Source organism: Streptomyces sp. NPDC043853 (genome assembly GCF_056436025.1).
In genome coordinates this window covers 161,103-178,312 of the sequence record NZ_JBWKDJ010000017.1, presented here as the reverse complement: position 1 = coordinate 178,312, position 17,210 = coordinate 161,103, and the positions used below count along the sequence as shown (strand labels likewise).

Here is a 17,210-nt window from a genome sequence, read left to right as displayed (position 1 = left end):
TGATTTTTGGCACGCTGTTGAGTTCTCAAGGTGCGGACGCTTCCTTCGTACTGACCCTCGCGGGCTTTCCTCCGGGCGCTTCCTTCGTTCTTGCGATTCCGACTCTATCAGATCTTTTCCGACCCGATTTCCTCGGCGCCTTTCCGGTTCAAGCGCTTTCGCGCTTTTCCCTTTCGGCGTGACCACTACGCTAGCGGATTTTGCTTGCGGTTCATAATCGAGCCGCCGGCTTCGAATTCGGGCATGCCGAATTCGACCCCGCCAGGGGTGAACCGTAGGTAGTGGGTTGGCCGCTCTCGGTGGCTGTTTCAGCAGTCCCCGTTTCAAGCGGCTCGGGCCACATTACGCGTCTGCCAAGATCGGGTCAAGTTGAACGGCGGCGTGGCGCGTGAGCTCGATACGGGCTGACGGTGGGGTCGTGGGTGATCCAGAACCGGTACGGGTGGTGGGCGCCGTCTCCGCTCACTCCGGTGCGCGGTCCATTGCTCACCAGGTCGGACGAGGTGGGGGTGCCCGTGAGGAGGGAGAGCGGGGAGGCCGGCCCCCCGCACAGGTCGGTGCCGTCGAGGGAGCGGTCCACGTCCAGGGCGGACGCCAGGCGGGCCGGACCCTTGGCCAGTTCTCGCGGGTTCTTGGCGGAAAGTCGGCGTTTGGCGGCCAGATCTGCGCCCACGGTGATCTCCCCCGCCCGCAGCAGGACGCCGCTCGCGGTGCCCTCCGGACCGCACACCAGGTTCACGCTGAACCACATGCCGTAGGTAACTCACTAGGCATGTACGTCGTTGGTCCGGCAGCTTCGGCAAAGCGACGACAAGCAGGAGACAGGCAGTGCGAGCGATCATCTACGCCAGGCTCAGCCCCACCCCGAGGGGCGAGGAATCCAAGGGTGGGAACCTGACACAACAGGTCGAGCTGAGTCAGGCGCTGTGCGACCGGAAGGGCTGGTCAGTCGTAGCCACGATCGTTGAGAGGGACACGTCGGCCTCGACAAAACGGGGAACCAAGCGGAGCGCCGAGTGGGAGCGCGTCAAGGCTCTGGTGGAGGACGGCAAGGCAGACGCCATCGTGTCCCGCCACTACGACCGTATGTACCGCACCCCCTGGGATCTTGAAGACCTGGTGGACCTGGCCGAGGCGACCGGCGTCACGCTGGCCGCCGCGCAGGCTCAGGGAGTGCTCGACCTGTCCACTCCGTCCGGCCGCCTCGCTGCTCGCATCGGCGCTGTGGTGGCTCGCAACGAGACCGAGATGCGAGTAGAACGTCAGGTACTCGGACACCAGCGGCGCAGGGAGTCGGGGAGGCCCTTCTGGAGTACTCGCCCCTTCGGCTTCGAGCGGGACGGCAGGCACCGAGAAGCAGAGGCGGAAGCCCTGCGGCAGGCGTACCGGGATGTCCTTGCCGGCGTCACCCTCTGGTCCATCGCGAAGGACTGGAACACGCGTGGGCTGCTCTCGCCGCACGGCAAGGAGTGGCGCAGCTCGAACCTTCGGGTCGTCCTCTTGAAGCCGAGGAACGCGGGAATCCAGACGTACTCGCAGTGGGTCGAGAAGCCGGACGGGATGCGCGTGCGGCGGACCGAGGAGACCGGGGCAGGCAACTGGGAGGCGATCGTCTCCGAGGGCATATTCCGTGCCCTGGTCCGCCATCTGAGCGACCCCGAGCGCAACACGGGCGGCGGCGGCAAGCGCAAGGCCCTGTTGTCCGGCGTGGTCCGCTGCTCGAAGTGTCAGGCCGTCGTCACTCAGGGGTGGAGCAAGAAGAACGCGGCAGGAGAGCGGTACCGCATCTACACCTGTTCGGGTGGCCGGTGCATCACCTGCCCGGCGGACCCGCTGGACTCCTTCGTGGTCAGGAAGGTCATCGACAGGGCCGAGGAGTGGAACGCGGCACCGGCCACGGATGCCGCAGACGAGGAGCGAGAGGCCGAACTGCTGGCCGAGGAGACGGCCGCATCCGAGAGGCGCACCGCCCTGGCGGAGATGTTCGCCGTAGGGGACATCGACGCGTCGACCCTGCGGACGGGCATCGGCAGGTGTGACGCCGAGCTGACCAAGATCCGGGCCGAGCTGGCAGACCTGGCATCGCAGCGGGTGCGCGTCGACCTGGGCGACATCGAGTACCTGTGGGAGGAACTGGACTACGAGGACCCCGACCGCATCGACTACGTGCGGACCGTCGTCATGCAGGTCTGCGAGCGAGTCGAGCTGATGCCACGCGGTCGAGGGGTCCGGTCCTTCAAGGGCGAGCACTGTCGGATCACGTTCCGGAACCCCTGAGATCCGCTCCCTGAGAGTTGAGCCGGCGGTCGCGCTCAACGAGTACGGGCCCTGTCTGACGAAAGTCGGGCAGGGCCCTTCGTCATGGCCGGCGAGGGAGGGCCGGACATCCCTCAGAGCATCTGTGTGCGCCTTTCTCTCCTCAGTTCAGACCCGCCACCTGTCGCTCCAGCGGATGGAGGTGTCGTTCCGGTCGTCCTCGCCTACGTGCGAGGCGCGGTGAACCGCGATTCAGAAGGAGTTCCATTCTTCGCTGGGCAGCGAATGCCACAGGTCGAGCCAGTCATGGAGCAGGAAGAGCGGTCGGCTCAGGACGACATCGCCAACCCGCTGGGACCGGATCGCCAGGCCGAGGTCGGCGAAGACCGGATCGCCGGCAACGCTGTACGCCAGGCTGCCGGGCCGTGCCGTGCGGTGGACGAGCCAGTCCTCCACGCGGGAAGGCGCGCAGCCGGTCAGCGGGGCTGCGTCCAGTCGCACCTGGGGGCCGGTGAGGGCGTCCACGGCGACACACCCCAGGCGGCCGTCCTGGAAGAGGGCCCTGATCCCGCTCTCGGCGAAGTCAGCGTAGTTGAGCTGCTGGTCTTCGCCGTAATGGGAGTAGGACGAGACGGCCGGTCGTTCGCCGAGGGCACTGGTGATCTCCTCCAAGGCCATCCCGAAGTGCAAGGGGCCGACACCTATGTACGGCGTGAACGTCCACTCGGCGCGCTCCTCCTCCCGGGCGATCCGCCACGGGCCGCGGTACCCCGCTTTGCTCCCTGGGGCGGCCACGGGCCGCTCGGGTGTGGGACCGAGCGGGGCCGCCGGTGTGGGTGTGGTCCGGTCCTCACGCCGGCGACCGAACCGTTCCGGAGCCGCGGTGTCCTCGGGTTGCTCTTCCAGCCAGCGGATTGCCTGCTCCTGATCCTCCCCGAACGGGTCGTCCGCCAGATCGTGTGCCCGGTCAAGGGCCGCGCGGCGCTCCTTCTCCGCGGCGACGAGACCGGTGACGTCCTCGCCCCAGACCGCCAGGCGCTCCCGGGCGATCCACCGGTAGTACGAATCCCCGCTCACGGCAAGGACCTCGCGAACGGCGCCCGCGTACCGGGGTACGGACGAAGCGAGGGCGGGGTCGGCCAAAAGCAGGGCAGTGGCCGCGAGCGCCGCCTCCCTCACCAGTGGATCGTCGTCGTCGCAGAAATCCGTGACGCGGTCGTGGAGCATTGGCCGTGCCGCACGGGCGGCGGCCAGATCCTGCGCCGTGCCGACACCGTCCTCGACGTCCAGACGGGCGATGTCGGCGAACGAAGCCAGCCAATTCAGTAGTTCGGCGCGCAGCGACCGCCGGCCCGCCCTGAGCTCCCACCGGTCTTCGGCAAGGGTGCGCGGATCGTCGAGAAGACGAGCGAGGACCAAGGCCACCGGAGCGGTCGCCGGAAACACCCGCTCCTCGTTGAGGAGCAGCCGGTACAGATCCTCCACCGCCCGCACCCGGCGCGCCGGGTCGACGGCGAGCACAGCGCCGAGGATGTCTGGGGTGTCGGGCACACCGTGCCGGCCTGTACAGAAGTGCGGCAGCTCTTCCCAGGCGGTGCCGGCGAGCTCTGCCCGTGCTGCGGGCGGCAGGGAACCGGCTGAAACGTCCGGGCGGTCTGCGGATGTCGCGTCGATCACGGTCTCAGTGTTCCAGCCGACTCCGACACGAGCGGCGCCGATAGCTGCCCCACACCGCAGAAGGCCGACGAGCCCCTACCCTGCTCGCTGAACCTCCCCATTCCGTTGAGAACCGACCACCGTTCAGGGAGCCCTCCCGTGTGGTGCTGCTCTGTTCGGCCATCCGCTGATGTGCCCGGCCATCCCCCACCCGCCCGGCCCGAGTCGGCGCACGTCGGCAGTCACTCGACCGGCAGGACCGCGCCACGCGCGACGCTCGCGAGCGATCAACCGCCCTCCGGCTCAACTCCGCGCCGACCTGCTGGCAAGCCGTGAGAAAGGCGCACAGCGGCTCAGGCTCCGGCCGACGGCCTGGCTCTGGGACTCAGTCGGTACGCCGAGACCGTGGGATCACCGGCGAGGTAGAAGCGATGTTGCCAGTCGTGGGCTTTACTCACGCCCACCCGTGGGCCAACCCGGATGAGCGCAGCGGGTACCGGCTCGCCCTCGGACAGCATGACCGAGGTACCCGTAAGGAGGTCTGCGCCGTTGTGCTCTGCTGTGATGCCGAGTGCCTGGCCAAGGTTCCCCGGACCGCGGGCCAGACGTGCGGTCTCGATCCTTTCCCCACGCCGCTTGCGTGCCAGGTCTTCCCCCTCGATGACCCTGCCTGCCCGGATGAGCACACCCGAGGCGATGCCGTCCGTTCCGGTGACGACGTTGGCGCACCAGTGGAGTCCGTGGGACCGGTAGACGTACAGGTGCCCTGCTGGTCCGAACATGGTGGCGTTGCGGGCGGTCCGGCCCCGGTAGGCGTGGGAAGCCGGGTCGGCTTCACCGGAGTAGGCCTCGGTCTCCGTGATGGTGATGCTCACGGTACCTTCGGGGGTCTTGCAGGTGAGGACGGTCCCGAGCAGCTTGGGGGCGACCTCTTCGGCTGGGTGGGCAAGGAAGTCGATGTTCATGCTGACCGCCTTGACATGCCGTAGATGAAGTAGACGTACGCGTGTCCGGGCGGGCCGAACATGGACGCGTTCCGAGTGGTGCGGCCCCGGTAGGCGTGGGAACCCGGGTCGGCCTGGCCCTCGTACGCCTCCACCTCGGTGATGCGGAGCTCGATGGGGCCCTCCGGAGTACGCCGGACCAGGATCCGGCCGAGGAGGTCCGGGGCGACGGTGAGGACCGGGCGGTCGTAGAAGTCGCGGGACAGGGGCGTACGGTCGGGGCGCGCGCTCATCCGGTCGAGCGTAGTGGACTCCGTGGAGCTGCAACCGGGCTCTAAGGTTCCGCGTAAGTAAGAGGTAGTCGCACATATAGAGCGCAAGCGCAGGGAGAGAGTCGATGGGGTTCAGGAAGCTGCTGGCGAGCCTGGGTGCGGGCGGGGCCTCGGTGGACACGGTGATCACCGAGCCGAACGTGGTGCCGGGCGGCATCGTGCAGGGTGAGGTGCGGATCCAGGGCGGTTCCGTCGATCAGCAGATCGAGGGTGTGTCCGTCGGGCTGCAGGCCCGGGTCGAGGTCGAGGGTGGCGACCAGGAGTACAAGCAGGACATCGTCTTCACCAAGCAGCGGCTGGGCGGTGCCTTCACCGTTCAGGCCGGGGCGCAGCACGTGGTGCCGTTCGGCCTGGAGATCCCCTGGGAGACGCCGATCACCCACTTCGCCGGGCAGCACCTGCACGGCATGAACATCGGGGTGAGCACCGAGCTGGAGATCGCCCGGGCGGTGGACGCGGGTGACCTGGACCCGATCAACGTGCACCCGGTGCCGGCGCAGCAGGCGATCCTGGACGCGTTCGGGCAGCTGGGCTTCCGGTTCCGCAGCGCGGACATGGAGCGCGGCCACATCCGGGGCACCCGGCAGCAGCTGCCGTTCTACCAGGAGATCGAGTTCCTGCCGCCGCAGCAGTACCGGGGGCTGAACCAGGTCGAGCTGACCTTCGTCTCGGACGGGCGGCAGATGGACGTCGTCCTGGAGATGGACAAGAAGCCGGGTCTGTTCTCCGAGGGCAGTGACACCTACCGCTGCTTCCAGGTCGACCTGCACAACTTCCAGGGCACCGACTGGGCGGGTTACCTGAACCAGTGGATCGCTTCGGTGGGCTCGCAGCGGAACTGGTTCTGACCGTTCCGGTGTGCGGAGGGGCCGGGTCGCCGCGGCGGCCCGGCCCCTCCCCCGTGTCCGGAGTGCGGTGAGGTCGGGCCCCGGGTGCGGCCGTCGTCGGTGGAGCGGCGGACGACGATGTCCGCGTCGCCGCGGTCCGCGCAGGACGGGGAGGTGTGGGCCTCGGCGCAGGCGGCACAGGCCGGCAGGGCTCCGGCAGGAAGTCCGCACCTGGAATTCGATCTTTGTATCGGATACAAGTGAACGATCTTGTAAGGCCCTAGGCTCCTTTCGGAAGGTTTCCGAACACACCAGGAGGTTTCCCTCGTGTCCGAGCTCAAAAGGCCGCCGCTGCCGCACGATTTCCACCCCGAGGTGCATGAGTTCAGCGTGGCCAGCACCGATCTGGCGCCGGGCGCCGATCTCGGCGACGCGCAGGTGAAGGCGGGCGGAGACGTGTCTCCGCACTTGCGGTGGGTGGGGTTTCCGGAGGGGACCAAGAGCTTCGCCGTGACGTGCTTCGACCCGGACGCGCCGACCGGCAGCGGGTTCTGGCACTGGGTGCTGTTCGACATCCCGGTGTCGGTGACCGAGCTGCCGGCCGGGGCGGGGAGCGGGAAGTTCGGGGGCTTGCCGCCGGGCGCGGTGCACGCGCGGAACGACTACGGCTCAAGGGACTTCGGCGGGGCGGCTCCGCCGGCCGGCGAGCGGCACCGGTACGTGTTCACCGTCTACGCGGTGGACCAGGAGAAGCTGGGGCCGGGCGCCGACGCGTCTCCGGCGGCCGTCGGATTCCATCTGCGCTTCCACACGCTCGGGCGCGCCCAGCTCGTGGGTGAGTACGAGGCTCCCGCGGCGGGCTGATCGTTCGCCGGGTGTTTGCCCGGTCCTGGTCTAAAGATGGCCGGGGCCGGGCATTTTTAATGCGTTGTCCCGCGTGGCGCGCGCGTCCAGAGTGGTGCCGGGCCTTGCTGCCGAACGGTGCGGGCCTGCACACGGGAGGTGGGCGAGATGCGGGAAACGCTGGTGCTGAACGCGAGCTTCGAGCCGCTGTCGACGGTGACGCTGAACCGAGCCGTCGTTCTGGTGCTGCAGGACAAGGCCGTCGTCGAGCAGTCGCATCCCGAACTCCGTGTGCGTGCGGCCGCGGTGGATCTTCCGGTGCCGCGGGTGATCAGGCTGTGCAGGTACGTCCGGGTGCCCTTCCGAAGACATGCTCCGTGGTCGCGGAGGGGAGTGCTGGTCCGGGACCAGCACCGGTGCGCCTACTGCGGGAGGAGGGCGACCACGGTGGACCACGTGGTGCCGAAGGCCCAGGGAGGCGGGGACACCTGGCTGAACACGGTGGCGTCCTGCGCGGAGGACAACCACCGGAAGGCGGCCCGGACGCCGGACGAGGCGGGGATGCCGCTGCTGCGCAAACCGTTCGTGCCGACTCCGGCGGACGCGTTGGTCGCGGCGCTGGGGCTGAGCGGCCGGGACGCACTGCCGGAGTGGCTCCCCCGGTCCGCCTGATCGCCGTTCGTCATGGGCCCGTTCCGCTTCGGCGGGGCGGGCCCACCGTCGTACGTCGGCGGGTGTGGTGGCCGTACGGCGGTGGGCAGGGGGCAGGGGCCCGGGGTCAGCGGAGCAGGAGCTGGACGATCGCCACGAGGCCGACCACGACGATGACGGCGCGGAGCGCGGTCGGCGGCAGGCGGCGGCCGATCCTGGCGCCGAGTTGGCCGCCGAGGGTGGAGCCGACGGCGATGAGCAGGACGGCGGTCCAGTCGAACTCGGCGACGAAGAGGAAGAAGACGGCGGCGATGCCGTTGACGAGGGCGGCGAGGACGTTCTTGACGGCGTTGATCCGCTGCAGGTCGTCGTGGAGGAGCAGGCCCATCAGGCCGAGGTAGAGGACGCCCTGGGCGGCGCCGAAGTAGCCGCCGTACGCGCTGGCGAGCAGCATGCCGGAGTGGAGGGCGGGGCCTCCGTCGGGGTCGCCTTTGCCCGCGCCGGTGTGCTCCTGGCGTTCGCGCAGGGCCTTGGCGAGCCTGGGCTGGAAGACGACCAGGATCAGGGCGAGTCCGATGAGGACCGGGACGATGGTGGCGAAGGACTCGCTGGGGAGGGTGGTCAGCAGGATCGCGCCGGTCAGTCCGCCGATGAGGCAGGTGCCGGCCAGGCGGCGGACGCGCCGGCCCTGGCCCTGGAGTTCCTTGCGGTAGCCGATGGCTCCGCTGATGGATCCGGGGACCAGGCCCAGGGTGTTGGAGACGTTCGCGGTGACCGGCGGGAGCCCGGTGGCGAGCAGGACCGGGAAGGTGATGAGGGTGCCGGAGCCGACGATGGTGTTGATCGTGCCGGCGCCGATGCCGGCGGCGAAGACCGCGAGTGATTCCCACAGGGAGTCGTGGATGGACAAGGCCATCTCCTTCGGATCAGTGAGTCGCCTCCCCGCCATGGAGGTCGAGGGGCCTCACTGATCATCCCGGAGTGCGGTGTGCGGTCAGTCGATGGGGGGCTGTTCGCGGCGGGCGGCGGGGTCGCCGGCCTGCTTCGGGAGGGGTGCCGAACCGCCGCCCGTGGGGCCGAAGTTGCCGAGGGCGCCGGAGAGGCCCTTGAGCGCGTCGCCGATCTCGCTGGGCACGATCCAGAGCTTGTTGGCATCGCCTTCGGCGATCTTCGGGAGCATCTGGAGGTACTGGTAGGAGAGCAGCTTCTGGTCCGGGTCGCCGGCGTGGATCGCCTCGAAGACCGTACGGACGGCCTGGGCCTCGCCCTCGGCGCGCAGGGCGGCGGCCTTGGCCTCGCCCTCGGCGCGGAGGATGGCGGACTGCTTCTCGCCCTCGGCCTTGAGGATCTCGGACTGGCGGACGCCCTCGGCCTGGAGGATGGAGGCGCGCTTGTCGCGGTCGGCGCGCATCTGCTTCTCCATGGAGTCCTGGATGGAGGTCGGCGGGTCGATGGCCTTCAGTTCGACGCGGTTGACGCGGATGCCCCACTTGCCGGTGGCCTCGTCGAGGACTCCGCGCAGGGCGGCGTTGATCTCCTCGCGGGAGGTGAGGGTCCGCTCCAGGTCCATGCCGCCGATGATGTTGCGGAGGGTGGTGACGGTGAGCTGTTCGATCGCCTGGATGTAGCTGGCGACTTCGTAGGTCGCGGCGCGGGCGTCGGTCACCTGGTAGTAGATGACGGTGTCGATGTTGACGACCAGGTTGTCCTGGGTGATGACCGGCTGCGGCGGGAACGGGACGACCTGTTCACGGAGGTCGATCCGGTTGCGGATCGAGTCGATGAACGGGACGACGATGTTGAGGCCCGCGTTGAGGGTGCGGGTGTAGCGGCCGAACCGCTCGACGATGGCGGCGCTGGCCTGCGGGATCACCTGGATCGTCTTGACCAGTGCGATGAAGACCAGCACCACCAGAATGACCAGGACGATGATGATCGGTTGCATGCGGTTCCCCGTGCCCTTCTGGCTGTCTGTTACATGACGACGGCGGTGGCGCCGTCGATCTCGACCACGTCGACCTGTTGGCCCGGTTCGAAACTGAACCCCGCGTCGAGGCTGCGGGCGGACCAGACCTCACCGGCGAGTTTGATGCGGCCGCCGGTGCCGTCGACCCGTTCCAGGACGACTGCGGTCCTGCCCTTCAGGGCGTCGATTCCACTGCGGTGCTGGGGGCGTTGGTCGCGGTGCCGGTTGGCGATCGGGCGGACGACGGCGAGGAGCGCGACCGACACGATCACGAAGACGAGGACCTGCGCGACGAGGCCGCCGCCGAGGGCGGCCGTGACCGCGGCGGCGACGGCGCCGACCGCGAACATGCCGAATTCCGGCATGGCGGTGAGGACCAGCGGGATGCCGAGTCCGACCGCGCCGATGAGCCACCACACCCATGCGTCGATGTCCACATGGTCATGGTAGGTCGGGCGGGCGCGGTCGGGACAGGGTACGAAGGTCCCGGGCGGGGTGAACTGGCGTGCCCGGGAGGGTTTCTGACGTGTCGGCGACCGTGTGGGGTGGTCCGCGTCAGCGCAGCGGCAGGCCCTGGGCGGTCCAGCGGTCGTGCTCGTTGCGCTCGACGACCAGCGGGAGCCCGAAGCACAGCGAGAGGTTGCGGGAGGTCAGCTCCAGGTCGATGGGGCCGGCGGCGACGACCTTGCCCTGGCGGATCATGAGGACGTGGGTGAAGCCGGGCGCGATCTCCTCGACGTGGTGCGTGACCATGATCATGGAGGGGGCCAGCGGGTCGCGGGCGAGCCGGCCGAGGCGGCGTACGAGGTCCTCGCGGCCGCCGAGGTCGAGGCCGGCCGCGGGCTCGTCGAGGAGCAGCAGCTCGGGGTCGGTCATCAGGGCGCGGGCGATCAGGGTGCGCTTGCGCTCGCCCTCGGAGAGGGTGCCGAACTTGCGGTCGAGGTAGGGGGTCATGCCGAGGCGGTCGAGGAAGGCGCGGGCGCGCTGCTCGTCGACCTCCTCGTACTCCTCGTGCCAGGTGGCCGTCATGCCGTAGGCGGCGGTGAGGACGGTCTGCAGGACGGTCTGGCGCTTGGGGAGCTTGTCGGCCATGGCGATGCCGGCCATGCCGATGCGCGGGCGCAGCTCGAAGACGTCCACCTTGCCGAGGGTGGAGCCGAGGATGGTGCTGGTGCCCTTGGTGGGGTAGAGGTAGCTGGAGGCGACGTTGAGCAGGGTGGTCTTCCCGGCGCCGTTCGGCCCGAGGATCACCCAGCGCTCCCCCTCCTTGACCGACCAGGAGATCTGGTCCACCAGAGCCCGGCCCTCGCGGACCACGGATACGTCCACCAGCTCCAGAACGTCGCTCATGAGGTTGTTGTCTCCCCTTGCAGTCTTGGTCTCACCGCGCCGGTGGGCGCAGCCCCAGGGAAAACCTACGCCACTCGTGAGGTCCGTAAGGTGGGGGGATGCTGATCGAACCACGTTCAGGGCGGCTGGCCGCCTGGGGGAACGCACTGCTGGCCGGTCTGGTCTCGCCCGATGAGGCGGCTCTGTCGGTCGTGGGCGAGGACTCGGTGCACCGGGTGTCGGGGCTGCCGGGTGAGCCTGCGCCGGTGGGTCTGACGCTGGCGCTGGGGCGGCTGCGGGCGATGGGGGTGACCGGGCTGCGGGTGGCGTTGCCGGCTCCCGGGCATCCGCTGGGGCTGAGCGGTCCGCCGGAGTTCAACGCGAAGGCGCTGGAGGCGGAGGAGGCGGTGGTGTGCACCGGGGCCGCGTTCGGTCTGGTGCCGGCCGTGTCCGAGGCGGGGCCCGTGGGTGACCTGCACGTGTCGGTGCTGTGGGAGTGCCTGCCGGTGCGGGAGGCGCCGCCGGCGGACGTGCCCTCGCTGGGCGAGGCGGAGCGGGAGCTGGCGGAGGCGCTGCGGGAGGCGACGGTGACGCTGACCCGGCTGGACGTGGCGGCCTCGGGTCCGGTGGCTGAGGCGGCGCTGGACGCGTACCGGGCGAGGGCCGAGGCGGGCCGTGAGGTGCTGGCTCCGGGGTACCCGCCGCGGGCGGTCCGGGTGCTGGAGCTGGCGCAGCGGATCGGGCTGCTGGTGGGGATGGCGTACGAGCGCGGCCACGGCGGGGCGGTGTCGGCCTCGGAGATGGAGGCGCGGGCGTTCGCGCTGCGGCCGGTGGAACGGGTGGCCAGGCGGGCGCAGGTGGCGGCGTACAACGCTTACGTGGAGGACCGGGAGCGCGGGCGCGGCTGAGGGACCCGGCCGGACGGAGCCCGGCCCAGCGGTCCGAAGCCTGCGGAGCAGTGCGAGGGCCGCGGGAGGGAGGGGACGGGCCGGCCCCGCCTCCCGGGGAGAGCAGCTGGGAGGCGGGGCCGGAGCCGGACGGCCGGCCGCGCGCGGGGAGCGGCGGGCTGCCGGGGAGGGCGTCAGTCGTTGACGGCCGTGTTGCCCCAGGCGCCGTTGAGCAGGCCGATCACGCTGACGGAGTTGCCGACCACGTTCACCGGCACGTGCACGGGGAGCTGCACCAGGTTGCCGGAGGCGACACCGGGCGAACCGACGGCCTGGCCGTCGGCCTGCGCGCCACCGTGGGCCGCGGAGACACCGGCGGCGGCGGCGACCAGACCGCCGGCGATCGCGGTGACGGCAGCGGCCTTCTTCAGGTTCTTCACTTTCACAGCCTCCATGAGCGTTCGCCGCGGCCGTCCGCCGCGACATGCCATGGAGAACGCCGGAGCCCCCGCCGGGATACGCCATGTGGGCGACATACACCCGACGGTATGAATCTCAGTCCGCGGCGTTACCGGTGCGGACGGCCCAGAGGGCGGCCTGGGTGCGGTCCGCCAGGTCGAGCTTCATCAGGATGTTCGACACGTGGGTCTTGACCGTCTTCTCCGAGAGCACCAGGGCGCGGGCGATCTCCCGGTTGGAGCGGCCGTCCGCGATCAGGGCGAGGACCTCGCGTTCGCGGTCGGTGAGGGTGGAGCCGCGGGTCGGGGCGGGCGGCTGGCCCTCCTCGGACAGCAGGGCGAGCGCGACCTCCGGCTGGAGCAGCACGTGGCCGGCGTGGACCGAGCGGATCGCGGCGGCCAGGGCGTCGGGGTCGATGTCCTTGTAGACGTATCCGGCGGCGCCGGCCCGGAGCGCGGGGACCACGGTGCGCTGCTCGGTGAAGCTGGTGACGATCAGGACGCGGGCCGGGTTCTCCAGCTCGCGCAGCCGGCGCAGGGCGTCGACGCCGTCCAGGCCGGGCATTTTGATGTCCATCAGGATCACGTCCGGGCGGAGTTCCTCGGCGCGGTCGATGCCGGCCTGTCCGTCCGCCGCCTCGCCGACCACGTCGATGTCCTCCTGGATCTCCAGGAAGGTGCGCAGGCCGCGCCGTACCACCTGGTGGTCGTCGACCAGCAGGACCCGGATCCGGTCGTCCTCTCCGATCCGGTCGTCCTGGCCGGTCCGGTCGTCCTGGCCGGTCCGGTCGTCCTCGCCGCTCCGGTCGTCAGACACCGGGGACCTCCATCTCGATCGTGGTGCCCGCGCCGGGCTCGGAGTGGACGGTGAGGCGGCCGCCGGCCCGGCTCGCGCGGTCGCGCATGGAGACCAGCCCGAGGTGGCGGCCGGCGCGGCGGACCGCCTGGGGGTCGAATCCGGTGCCGTCGTCGCTCACCCGGAGGACGACGCGGCCGGTGCAGTGCCGGGTGAGGGTGACGGACACCTGGTCGGCGTCCGCGTGCCGCAGGGCGTTGTGCAGGGCTTCCTGGGCGACCCGGAGGAGGGCTTCCTCCTGGGCGCGCGGCAGGGCCTTCACGCCCTCGCTGCCGAAGGCGACCTTGGCGCGGTGCGCGCGGTCGAGGACCCGTACCTGGTTGCGGAGGGTGGCGACGAGGCCGTCCTCGTCGAGGGCGGCGGGGCGGAGCTCGACCACGGCGGCGCGGAGCTCGTCGGCCGCTTCGGCGGCGAGCACGGTGACCTGGTGGAGTTCCTCCTTGGCGCGGGCCGGGTCGCGGTCGACCAGGGTGGTGGCGGCCTGGGCGGTGAGCCGGAGGGAGAACAGCTTCTGGGCGACCGCGTCGTGCAGCTCGTGGGCCAGCCGGGAGCGCTCCTCGGCGATGGTGAGCTCGCGGCTGCGCTCGTAGAGGCGGGCGTTGGTGAGGGCGATGGCGGCGTGCTGGGCGAGGATGCCGAGGACCGTCTCGTCCTCCTCGGTGAAGCCGCAGCCGCCGCCGGGGCGGGGGCAGAGCTTGTTGGCGAGGAAGAGCGCGCCGAGGATCTCGTCGCCGTCGCGGATGGGCAGGCCGAGGAAGTCGGCCATGTCGGGGTGTGCGGAGGGCCAGCCCTCGAAGCGCGGGTCCTGCCGTACGTCGGCCAGCCGCTCGACACCGGGCGAGTGGAGCATCGAGGCGAGGATGCCGTGCTGGCGGGGCAGGGGGCCGATGCGGCGCCACTGCTCGTCGCTGACGCCGTCGACGACGAACTGGGCGAAGCCGCCGTGGTCGTCGGGGACGCCGAGGGCCGCGTACTCGGCGCCGAGGAGTTCGCGGGCCGACACGACGATGGTCTGGAGGACGTCGCGGACCTCCAGGTGGCGGCTCATGGCGAGCAGCGCGGTGCTGACGGCGGCCAGGCCGGTGCGTTCCGGTCCCTTGTGCATGTGATCACCGTACCGGCGGCCGCTGACCTGCGGGATCGGGCGCGAGGACTAGGTCCTGCCGGTGTCGGGACCAGGACCAAAGGCCGGGCCGGGCCGGTCCCGTCGGCCGAGGTGCCGGCAGCGGCCGCGTTCCTACGGTGAGGGCATCGACCGGAGGAACGCAAGGAAGGCGGGAGCGGCCATGGCGGTGGCGATCGTGACGGGGGCTTCGCGGGGGCTGGGGCGGGCGCTGGCCCGGGAGCTGGCGGGGCGCGGCTGGGACGTGGTGGCGGGGGCGCGGGACGCGGCGGCCCTCGCGGGGCTCGGGGACCGGCCGGACGGGGGCGGCGGCGGGGTGGTGGCGGTGGCCGGGGACGTGTCCTCGGCGGCGTACCGGGCGGAGCTGGTGGCGGCGGCGCGGGAGCTGGGCGGGCTGGACCTGTTGGTGAACAACGCGGCGGTGCTGGGGGCGGAGCCGCTGGTGCCGTTGGCGGAGCACCCGCTGGAGGGGTTCCGGCACGCGCTGGAGGTGAACCTGGTGGCGCCGCTGGGTCTGGTCCAGGAGGCCCTGCCGCTGCTCCGGGCCTCGGTCCGGGGGGCGGTGCTGAACCTCAGCTCGGACGCGGCGGTCGTGGCGTACGCGACGTGGGGGGCGTACGGGGCGACCAAGGCGGGGGTGGACCTGCTGTCGGGGGCACTGGCCGAGGAGGAACCGGGGCTGCGGGTGTGGTGGGCGGATCCGGGGTCGATGGCGACGCGGATGATGGCGGCGGCGGAGCCGGATGAGGACCTCGCGGGGCTGCCGGCACCCGAGGAGGTGGTGCCGGCGCTGCTGCGGCTGGTGGAGGAGCGGCTGCCGAGCGGGCGGTACACGGCGGAGGGGCTCGCGGAGGCGGTCGCGGATGGGGCCGCGGAGGCGGTCGCGGACGGGGCCGCGTCGGCCGGGGCTGCGGGGGGCTCGAAGTGAGAGGGCGCACTCCTTATATAGAGCGGTCCGCTCATATAGTCCGCTCTCCCTATATAACGGACATTCCTCCGGGGCTTTCGGCGCGGGTTCCGGCCGAGCAACGCGGGCCCGGGCTCGGCCGGGACGACGTACGGCTGCTGGTGTCCAGGGGGACGGAGGTGTCGCTGCACGGGTTCCGCGAGCTGCCGGAGCTGCTGCGGGCCGGGGACGTCCTGGTGGTGAACACCTCGGCCACCCTGCCGGCCGCGGTGGACGGGCGAGTGGCCGGCGCGGGGAGTGCGGGCGGCCCGGAGGGGATCGTCGTCCACTTCTCGACGTGCGGCGACGACGGCCGGTGGGCGGTGGAGCTGCGGGACCGCGACGGTTCCGGCACGACCCGGCCGCGGCCCGGTGGACCCGCGGGAACGGTGGTCGAGCTTCCGGACGGGCTGCGGCTGGTGCTGGAGGAGCCGCTCGCAGCGGGGGCGGACCGGCTGTGGTGGGCGCGGCCGTCAGGGGCGCGGGGGGTACGGCAGGGGCGCGACGGGGTCCAGAGGGTGATGCGGCGGCACGGGCGGCCGATCCGGTACGCCTACACGGAGCGGGACCAGCCGCTGTCGGCGTACCAGACGGTGTTCGCACGGCCGGCCGCGGACGGGGCGGGCTCCGCGGAGATGCCGAGCGCCGCTCGGCCCTTCACCGCGGAGCTGGTGGCGCACCTGGTGAGCCGGGGCGTGCAGTTCGCCCCGCTGGTCCTGCACACGGGGGTGGCGTCGGCGGAGGCGCACGAGCCGCCGTACCCGGAACGGTTCGAGGTGCCGGAGGCCACGGCCCGGCTGGTGAACGCGGCCCGGAGCGGAGGGGGCCGGGTGCTGGCGGTGGGGACCACGGCGGTGCGGGCACTGGAGTCGGCGGCCGACCGCGAAGGGGTGGTCCGGGCGGCCCGGGGCTGGACGGACCTGGTGGTGACTCCGGAGCGGGGGGTGCGGGTCGTGGACGGGCTGCTGACCGGGCTGCACGAGCCGGAGGCCTCGCACCTGCTGATGCTGGAGGCGGTCGCCGGGCGGGCCGCGGTGGAGCGCGGGTACGCCGAGGCGGTGGCCCGTCTCTGCCTCTGGCACGAGTTCGGAGACCTCCACCTGCTACTCCAGGAGGAGGACGGTCACTGATTGCATTGCTGTTGCAACTTACGGTGAGACTGTTACGTGGTCGATGTGAGCCCGCGCATAGGACCCACATCACTTACGAACGTCCGTAGTGGATACGTAAGAGCGCCGTCGATGCCGCTCAGAGCCACACTTACGGCGAAATTACGGACCCTGCGGACGCCCGTGATCCACTATCTCCCTTCGTACGTCACACCTTTGCCACAGGATTTTGCCGCCGCTAAGAATGGCTGCCGTCGCACAGCGCCACTGGATCCCGGATCCGCGTGGCGCTTTCCTGCGGCCCCCCGCTCTTCGTAAAGGTGTGCTCCATGTCTGCGTCCAGCTATGCCGGTCTCAAGCGTCTGACCAAGGCCCACAAGATGTCGATCGCCGGCGTCGCCACGCTCAGCGCCGCCGCCCTCGGTTTCTCCCTCGTCCCCGGTGGGGTCGAGGAGGCCCAGGCCGTCTCCGCGGCCCCGGTCGCCATGGAGCAGGTCGTGGCCGCCGCCCACACCAAGAGCCTGGCCGACCAGGCCGTCGCCCAGAAGGCCTTCGCCGTGAAGGCCAAGGCCGAGGCCGAGGCCGACGCCAAGGCGAAGGCGGCCGCGAAGGCCAAGGCCGAGGCCGCCGCGAAGGCCCGCGCCGCCAAGGAGGCCGCCAGCCGCGCCGCCGTCCGCAAGCCGCTCTTCGCGAACAACCTGGACGGCTGGATCAAGGAAGCCCTCTGGATCATGAAGAAGGAAGGCATCCCGGGCACCTACCAGGGCATCCACCGCAACATCATGCGGGAGTCCTCCGGTAACCCCCGCGCGATCAACAACTGGGACATCAACGCCCAGAACGGCATCCCCAGCAAGGGTCTGCTGCAGGTCATCGCCCCCACCTTCAAGGCGTACCACGTCAAGGGCACCAAGTTCGACCAGTACGACCCGGTCGCCAACATCGTCGCCGCCTGCAACTACGCCGCCGACCGCTACGGCTCGATGGACAACGTCAACAGCGCCTACTGACCGGCACTGGAACGGCG

Annotated in this window: 18 protein-coding genes and 2 pseudogenes; 9 read left to right on the top strand and 11 right to left on the bottom strand. The window is 70.8% G+C overall.

Annotation, left to right across the window (positions count from 1 at the left end):
- On the top strand, positions 1–182 hold a 182-nt coding region (locus tag AC067U_RS32985), incomplete at its 5' end, for a hypothetical protein (protein WP_478833488.1).
- Positions 183–364: 182 nt separating this feature from the next.
- Here AC067U_RS32985 and AC067U_RS32980 read toward each other — a convergent pair.
- A pseudogene (locus tag AC067U_RS32980) lies at positions 365–760 on the bottom strand (DNA-3-methyladenine glycosylase); the annotation flags it as partial.
- A 68-nt stretch (positions 761–828) separates the two neighbouring features.
- Here AC067U_RS32980 and AC067U_RS32975 point away from each other — a divergent pair.
- The gene (locus AC067U_RS32975) at positions 829–2,277 is read left to right on the top strand and encodes a recombinase family protein (protein ID WP_478833487.1); all 1,449 of its coding nucleotides are present in this window, start codon (positions 829–831) and stop codon (positions 2,275–2,277) included.
- Positions 2,278–2,508: 231 nt separating this feature from the next.
- Here AC067U_RS32975 and AC067U_RS32970 read toward each other — a convergent pair whose 3' ends face one another.
- The 3 genes and pseudogenes from AC067U_RS32970 to AC067U_RS32960 form a co-directional block, all read right to left on the bottom strand.
- Positions 2,509–3,933 carry a hypothetical protein gene (locus tag AC067U_RS32970; protein WP_478833486.1) on the bottom strand — a complete coding sequence of 475 codons (1,425 nt, stop codon included), beginning with the start codon at positions 3,931–3,933 and terminating at the stop codon, positions 2,509–2,511.
- Positions 3,934–4,265: 332 nt separating this feature from the next.
- Entirely contained in the window at positions 4,266–4,877 is a 612-nt protein-coding gene (locus AC067U_RS32965; RefSeq protein ID WP_478833485.1) for a DNA-3-methyladenine glycosylase, read from the bottom strand.
- Between the two features lie 14 nt (positions 4,878–4,891).
- Positions 4,892–5,149, bottom strand: a pseudogene (locus AC067U_RS32960) (DNA-3-methyladenine glycosylase); the annotation flags it as partial.
- Positions 5,150–5,253: 104 nt separating this feature from the next.
- Between AC067U_RS32960 and AC067U_RS32955 the strand changes: the two are divergent.
- From AC067U_RS32955 to AC067U_RS32945, 3 genes are all read left to right on the top strand, one after another.
- Positions 5,254–6,036 (top strand): sporulation protein, encoded by a 783-nt coding sequence (locus AC067U_RS32955; protein ID WP_478833484.1) that lies wholly within the window; start codon positions 5,254–5,256, stop codon positions 6,034–6,036.
- Between the two features lie 306 nt (positions 6,037–6,342).
- Positions 6,343–6,879 (top strand): YbhB/YbcL family Raf kinase inhibitor-like protein, encoded by a 537-nt coding sequence (locus AC067U_RS32950; RefSeq protein WP_478833483.1) that lies wholly within the window; start codon positions 6,343–6,345, stop codon positions 6,877–6,879.
- Positions 6,880–7,026: 147 nt separating this feature from the next.
- Positions 7,027–7,530: an HNH endonuclease gene (locus AC067U_RS32945; protein WP_478833482.1), complete on the top strand. Its 504-nt coding sequence runs from the start codon at positions 7,027–7,029 to the stop codon at positions 7,528–7,530.
- 106 nt (positions 7,531–7,636) lie between these two features.
- On the opposite strand, the gene AC067U_RS32940 is transcribed toward AC067U_RS32945, so the two are convergent.
- The 4 genes from AC067U_RS32940 to AC067U_RS32925 all read right to left on the bottom strand — a co-directional run bounded on the left by AC067U_RS32940 (position 7,637) and on the right by AC067U_RS32925 (position 10,825).
- Positions 7,637–8,413, bottom strand: coding sequence for a sulfite exporter TauE/SafE family protein (locus AC067U_RS32940; protein WP_478833501.1), 777 nt, complete (start codon positions 8,411–8,413; stop codon positions 7,637–7,639).
- 90 nt (positions 8,414–8,503) lie between these two features.
- Positions 8,504–9,454, bottom strand: coding sequence for an SPFH domain-containing protein (locus tag AC067U_RS32935; protein WP_478833481.1), 951 nt, complete (start codon positions 9,452–9,454; stop codon positions 8,504–8,506).
- Between the two features lie 29 nt (positions 9,455–9,483).
- On the bottom strand, positions 9,484–9,912 hold the full coding sequence (locus AC067U_RS32930) for an NfeD family protein (protein WP_478833480.1): 429 nt from the start codon (positions 9,910–9,912) through the stop codon (positions 9,484–9,486).
- Positions 9,913–10,030: 118 nt separating this feature from the next.
- A complete protein-coding gene (locus AC067U_RS32925) occupies positions 10,031–10,825 on the bottom strand; it encodes an ABC transporter ATP-binding protein (protein WP_478833479.1) in 795 nt (264 codons plus the stop codon).
- Between the two features lie 98 nt (positions 10,826–10,923).
- Between AC067U_RS32925 and AC067U_RS32920 the strand changes: the two genes are divergently transcribed.
- Positions 10,924–11,712, top strand: coding sequence for a hypothetical protein (locus AC067U_RS32920; RefSeq protein ID WP_478833478.1), 789 nt, complete (start codon positions 10,924–10,926; stop codon positions 11,710–11,712).
- A 173-nt stretch (positions 11,713–11,885) separates the two neighbouring features.
- On the opposite strand, the gene AC067U_RS32915 is transcribed toward AC067U_RS32920, so the two are convergent.
- The 3 genes from AC067U_RS32915 to AC067U_RS32905 form a co-directional block, all read right to left on the bottom strand.
- A complete protein-coding gene (locus AC067U_RS32915; protein WP_393578979.1) occupies positions 11,886–12,131 on the bottom strand; it encodes a chaplin in 246 nt (81 codons plus the stop codon).
- A 115-nt stretch (positions 12,132–12,246) separates the two neighbouring features.
- Entirely contained in the window at positions 12,247–12,897 is a 651-nt protein-coding gene (locus AC067U_RS32910) for a response regulator (protein ID WP_478833500.1), read from the bottom strand.
- A 61-nt stretch (positions 12,898–12,958) separates the two neighbouring features.
- Positions 12,959–14,110 (bottom strand): GAF domain-containing sensor histidine kinase, encoded by a 1,152-nt coding sequence (locus tag AC067U_RS32905; RefSeq protein WP_478833477.1) that lies wholly within the window; start codon positions 14,108–14,110, stop codon positions 12,959–12,961.
- A gap of 181 nt (positions 14,111–14,291) precedes the next feature.
- Here AC067U_RS32905 and AC067U_RS32900 point away from each other — a divergent pair, with 181 nt between their 5' ends.
- The 3 genes from AC067U_RS32900 (at position 14,292) to AC067U_RS32890 (ending at position 17,193) form a co-directional block, all read left to right on the top strand.
- Positions 14,292–15,056 carry an SDR family oxidoreductase gene (locus AC067U_RS32900; RefSeq protein ID WP_478833476.1) on the top strand — a complete coding sequence of 255 codons (765 nt, stop codon included), beginning with the start codon at positions 14,292–14,294 and terminating at the stop codon, positions 15,054–15,056.
- 35 nt (positions 15,057–15,091) lie between these two features.
- Positions 15,092–16,204, top strand: a complete 1,113-nt coding sequence (locus AC067U_RS32895; RefSeq protein ID WP_478833499.1) for an S-adenosylmethionine:tRNA ribosyltransferase-isomerase — start codon at positions 15,092–15,094, stop codon at positions 16,202–16,204.
- 308 nt (positions 16,205–16,512) lie between these two features.
- Positions 16,513–17,193: a transglycosylase SLT domain-containing protein gene (locus AC067U_RS32890; protein WP_478833475.1), complete on the top strand. Its 681-nt coding sequence runs from the start codon at positions 16,513–16,515 to the stop codon at positions 17,191–17,193.
- Positions 17,194–17,210: the final 17 nt, after the last annotated feature.

Bases quoted from the DNA above. Each gene is read 5' to 3' on its own strand.
- AC067U_RS32890 (WP_478833475.1), top strand. From the start codon at position 16,513: ATGTCTGCGTCCAGCTATGCCGGTCTCAAGCGTCTGACCAAGGCCCAC.
- AC067U_RS32925 (WP_478833479.1), bottom strand. From the start codon at position 10,825: ATGAGCGACGTTCTGGAGCTGGTGGACGTATCCGTGGTCCGCGAGGGC.
- AC067U_RS32900 (WP_478833476.1), top strand. From the start codon at position 14,292: ATGGCGGTGGCGATCGTGACGGGGGCTTCGCGGGGGCTGGGGCGGGCG.
- AC067U_RS32935 (WP_478833481.1), bottom strand. From the start codon at position 9,454: ATGCAACCGATCATCATCGTCCTGGTCATTCTGGTGGTGCTGGTCTTC.
- AC067U_RS32920 (WP_478833478.1), top strand. From the start codon at position 10,924: ATGCTGATCGAACCACGTTCAGGGCGGCTGGCCGCCTGGGGGAACGCA.
- AC067U_RS32955 (WP_478833484.1), top strand. From the start codon at position 5,254: ATGGGGTTCAGGAAGCTGCTGGCGAGCCTGGGTGCGGGCGGGGCCTCG.
- AC067U_RS32905 (WP_478833477.1), bottom strand. From the start codon at position 14,110: ATGCACAAGGGACCGGAACGCACCGGCCTGGCCGCCGTCAGCACCGCG.
- AC067U_RS32945 (WP_478833482.1), top strand. From the start codon at position 7,027: ATGCGGGAAACGCTGGTGCTGAACGCGAGCTTCGAGCCGCTGTCGACG.
- AC067U_RS32965 (WP_478833485.1), bottom strand. From the start codon at position 4,877: ATGAACATCGACTTCCTTGCCCACCCAGCCGAAGAGGTCGCCCCCAAG.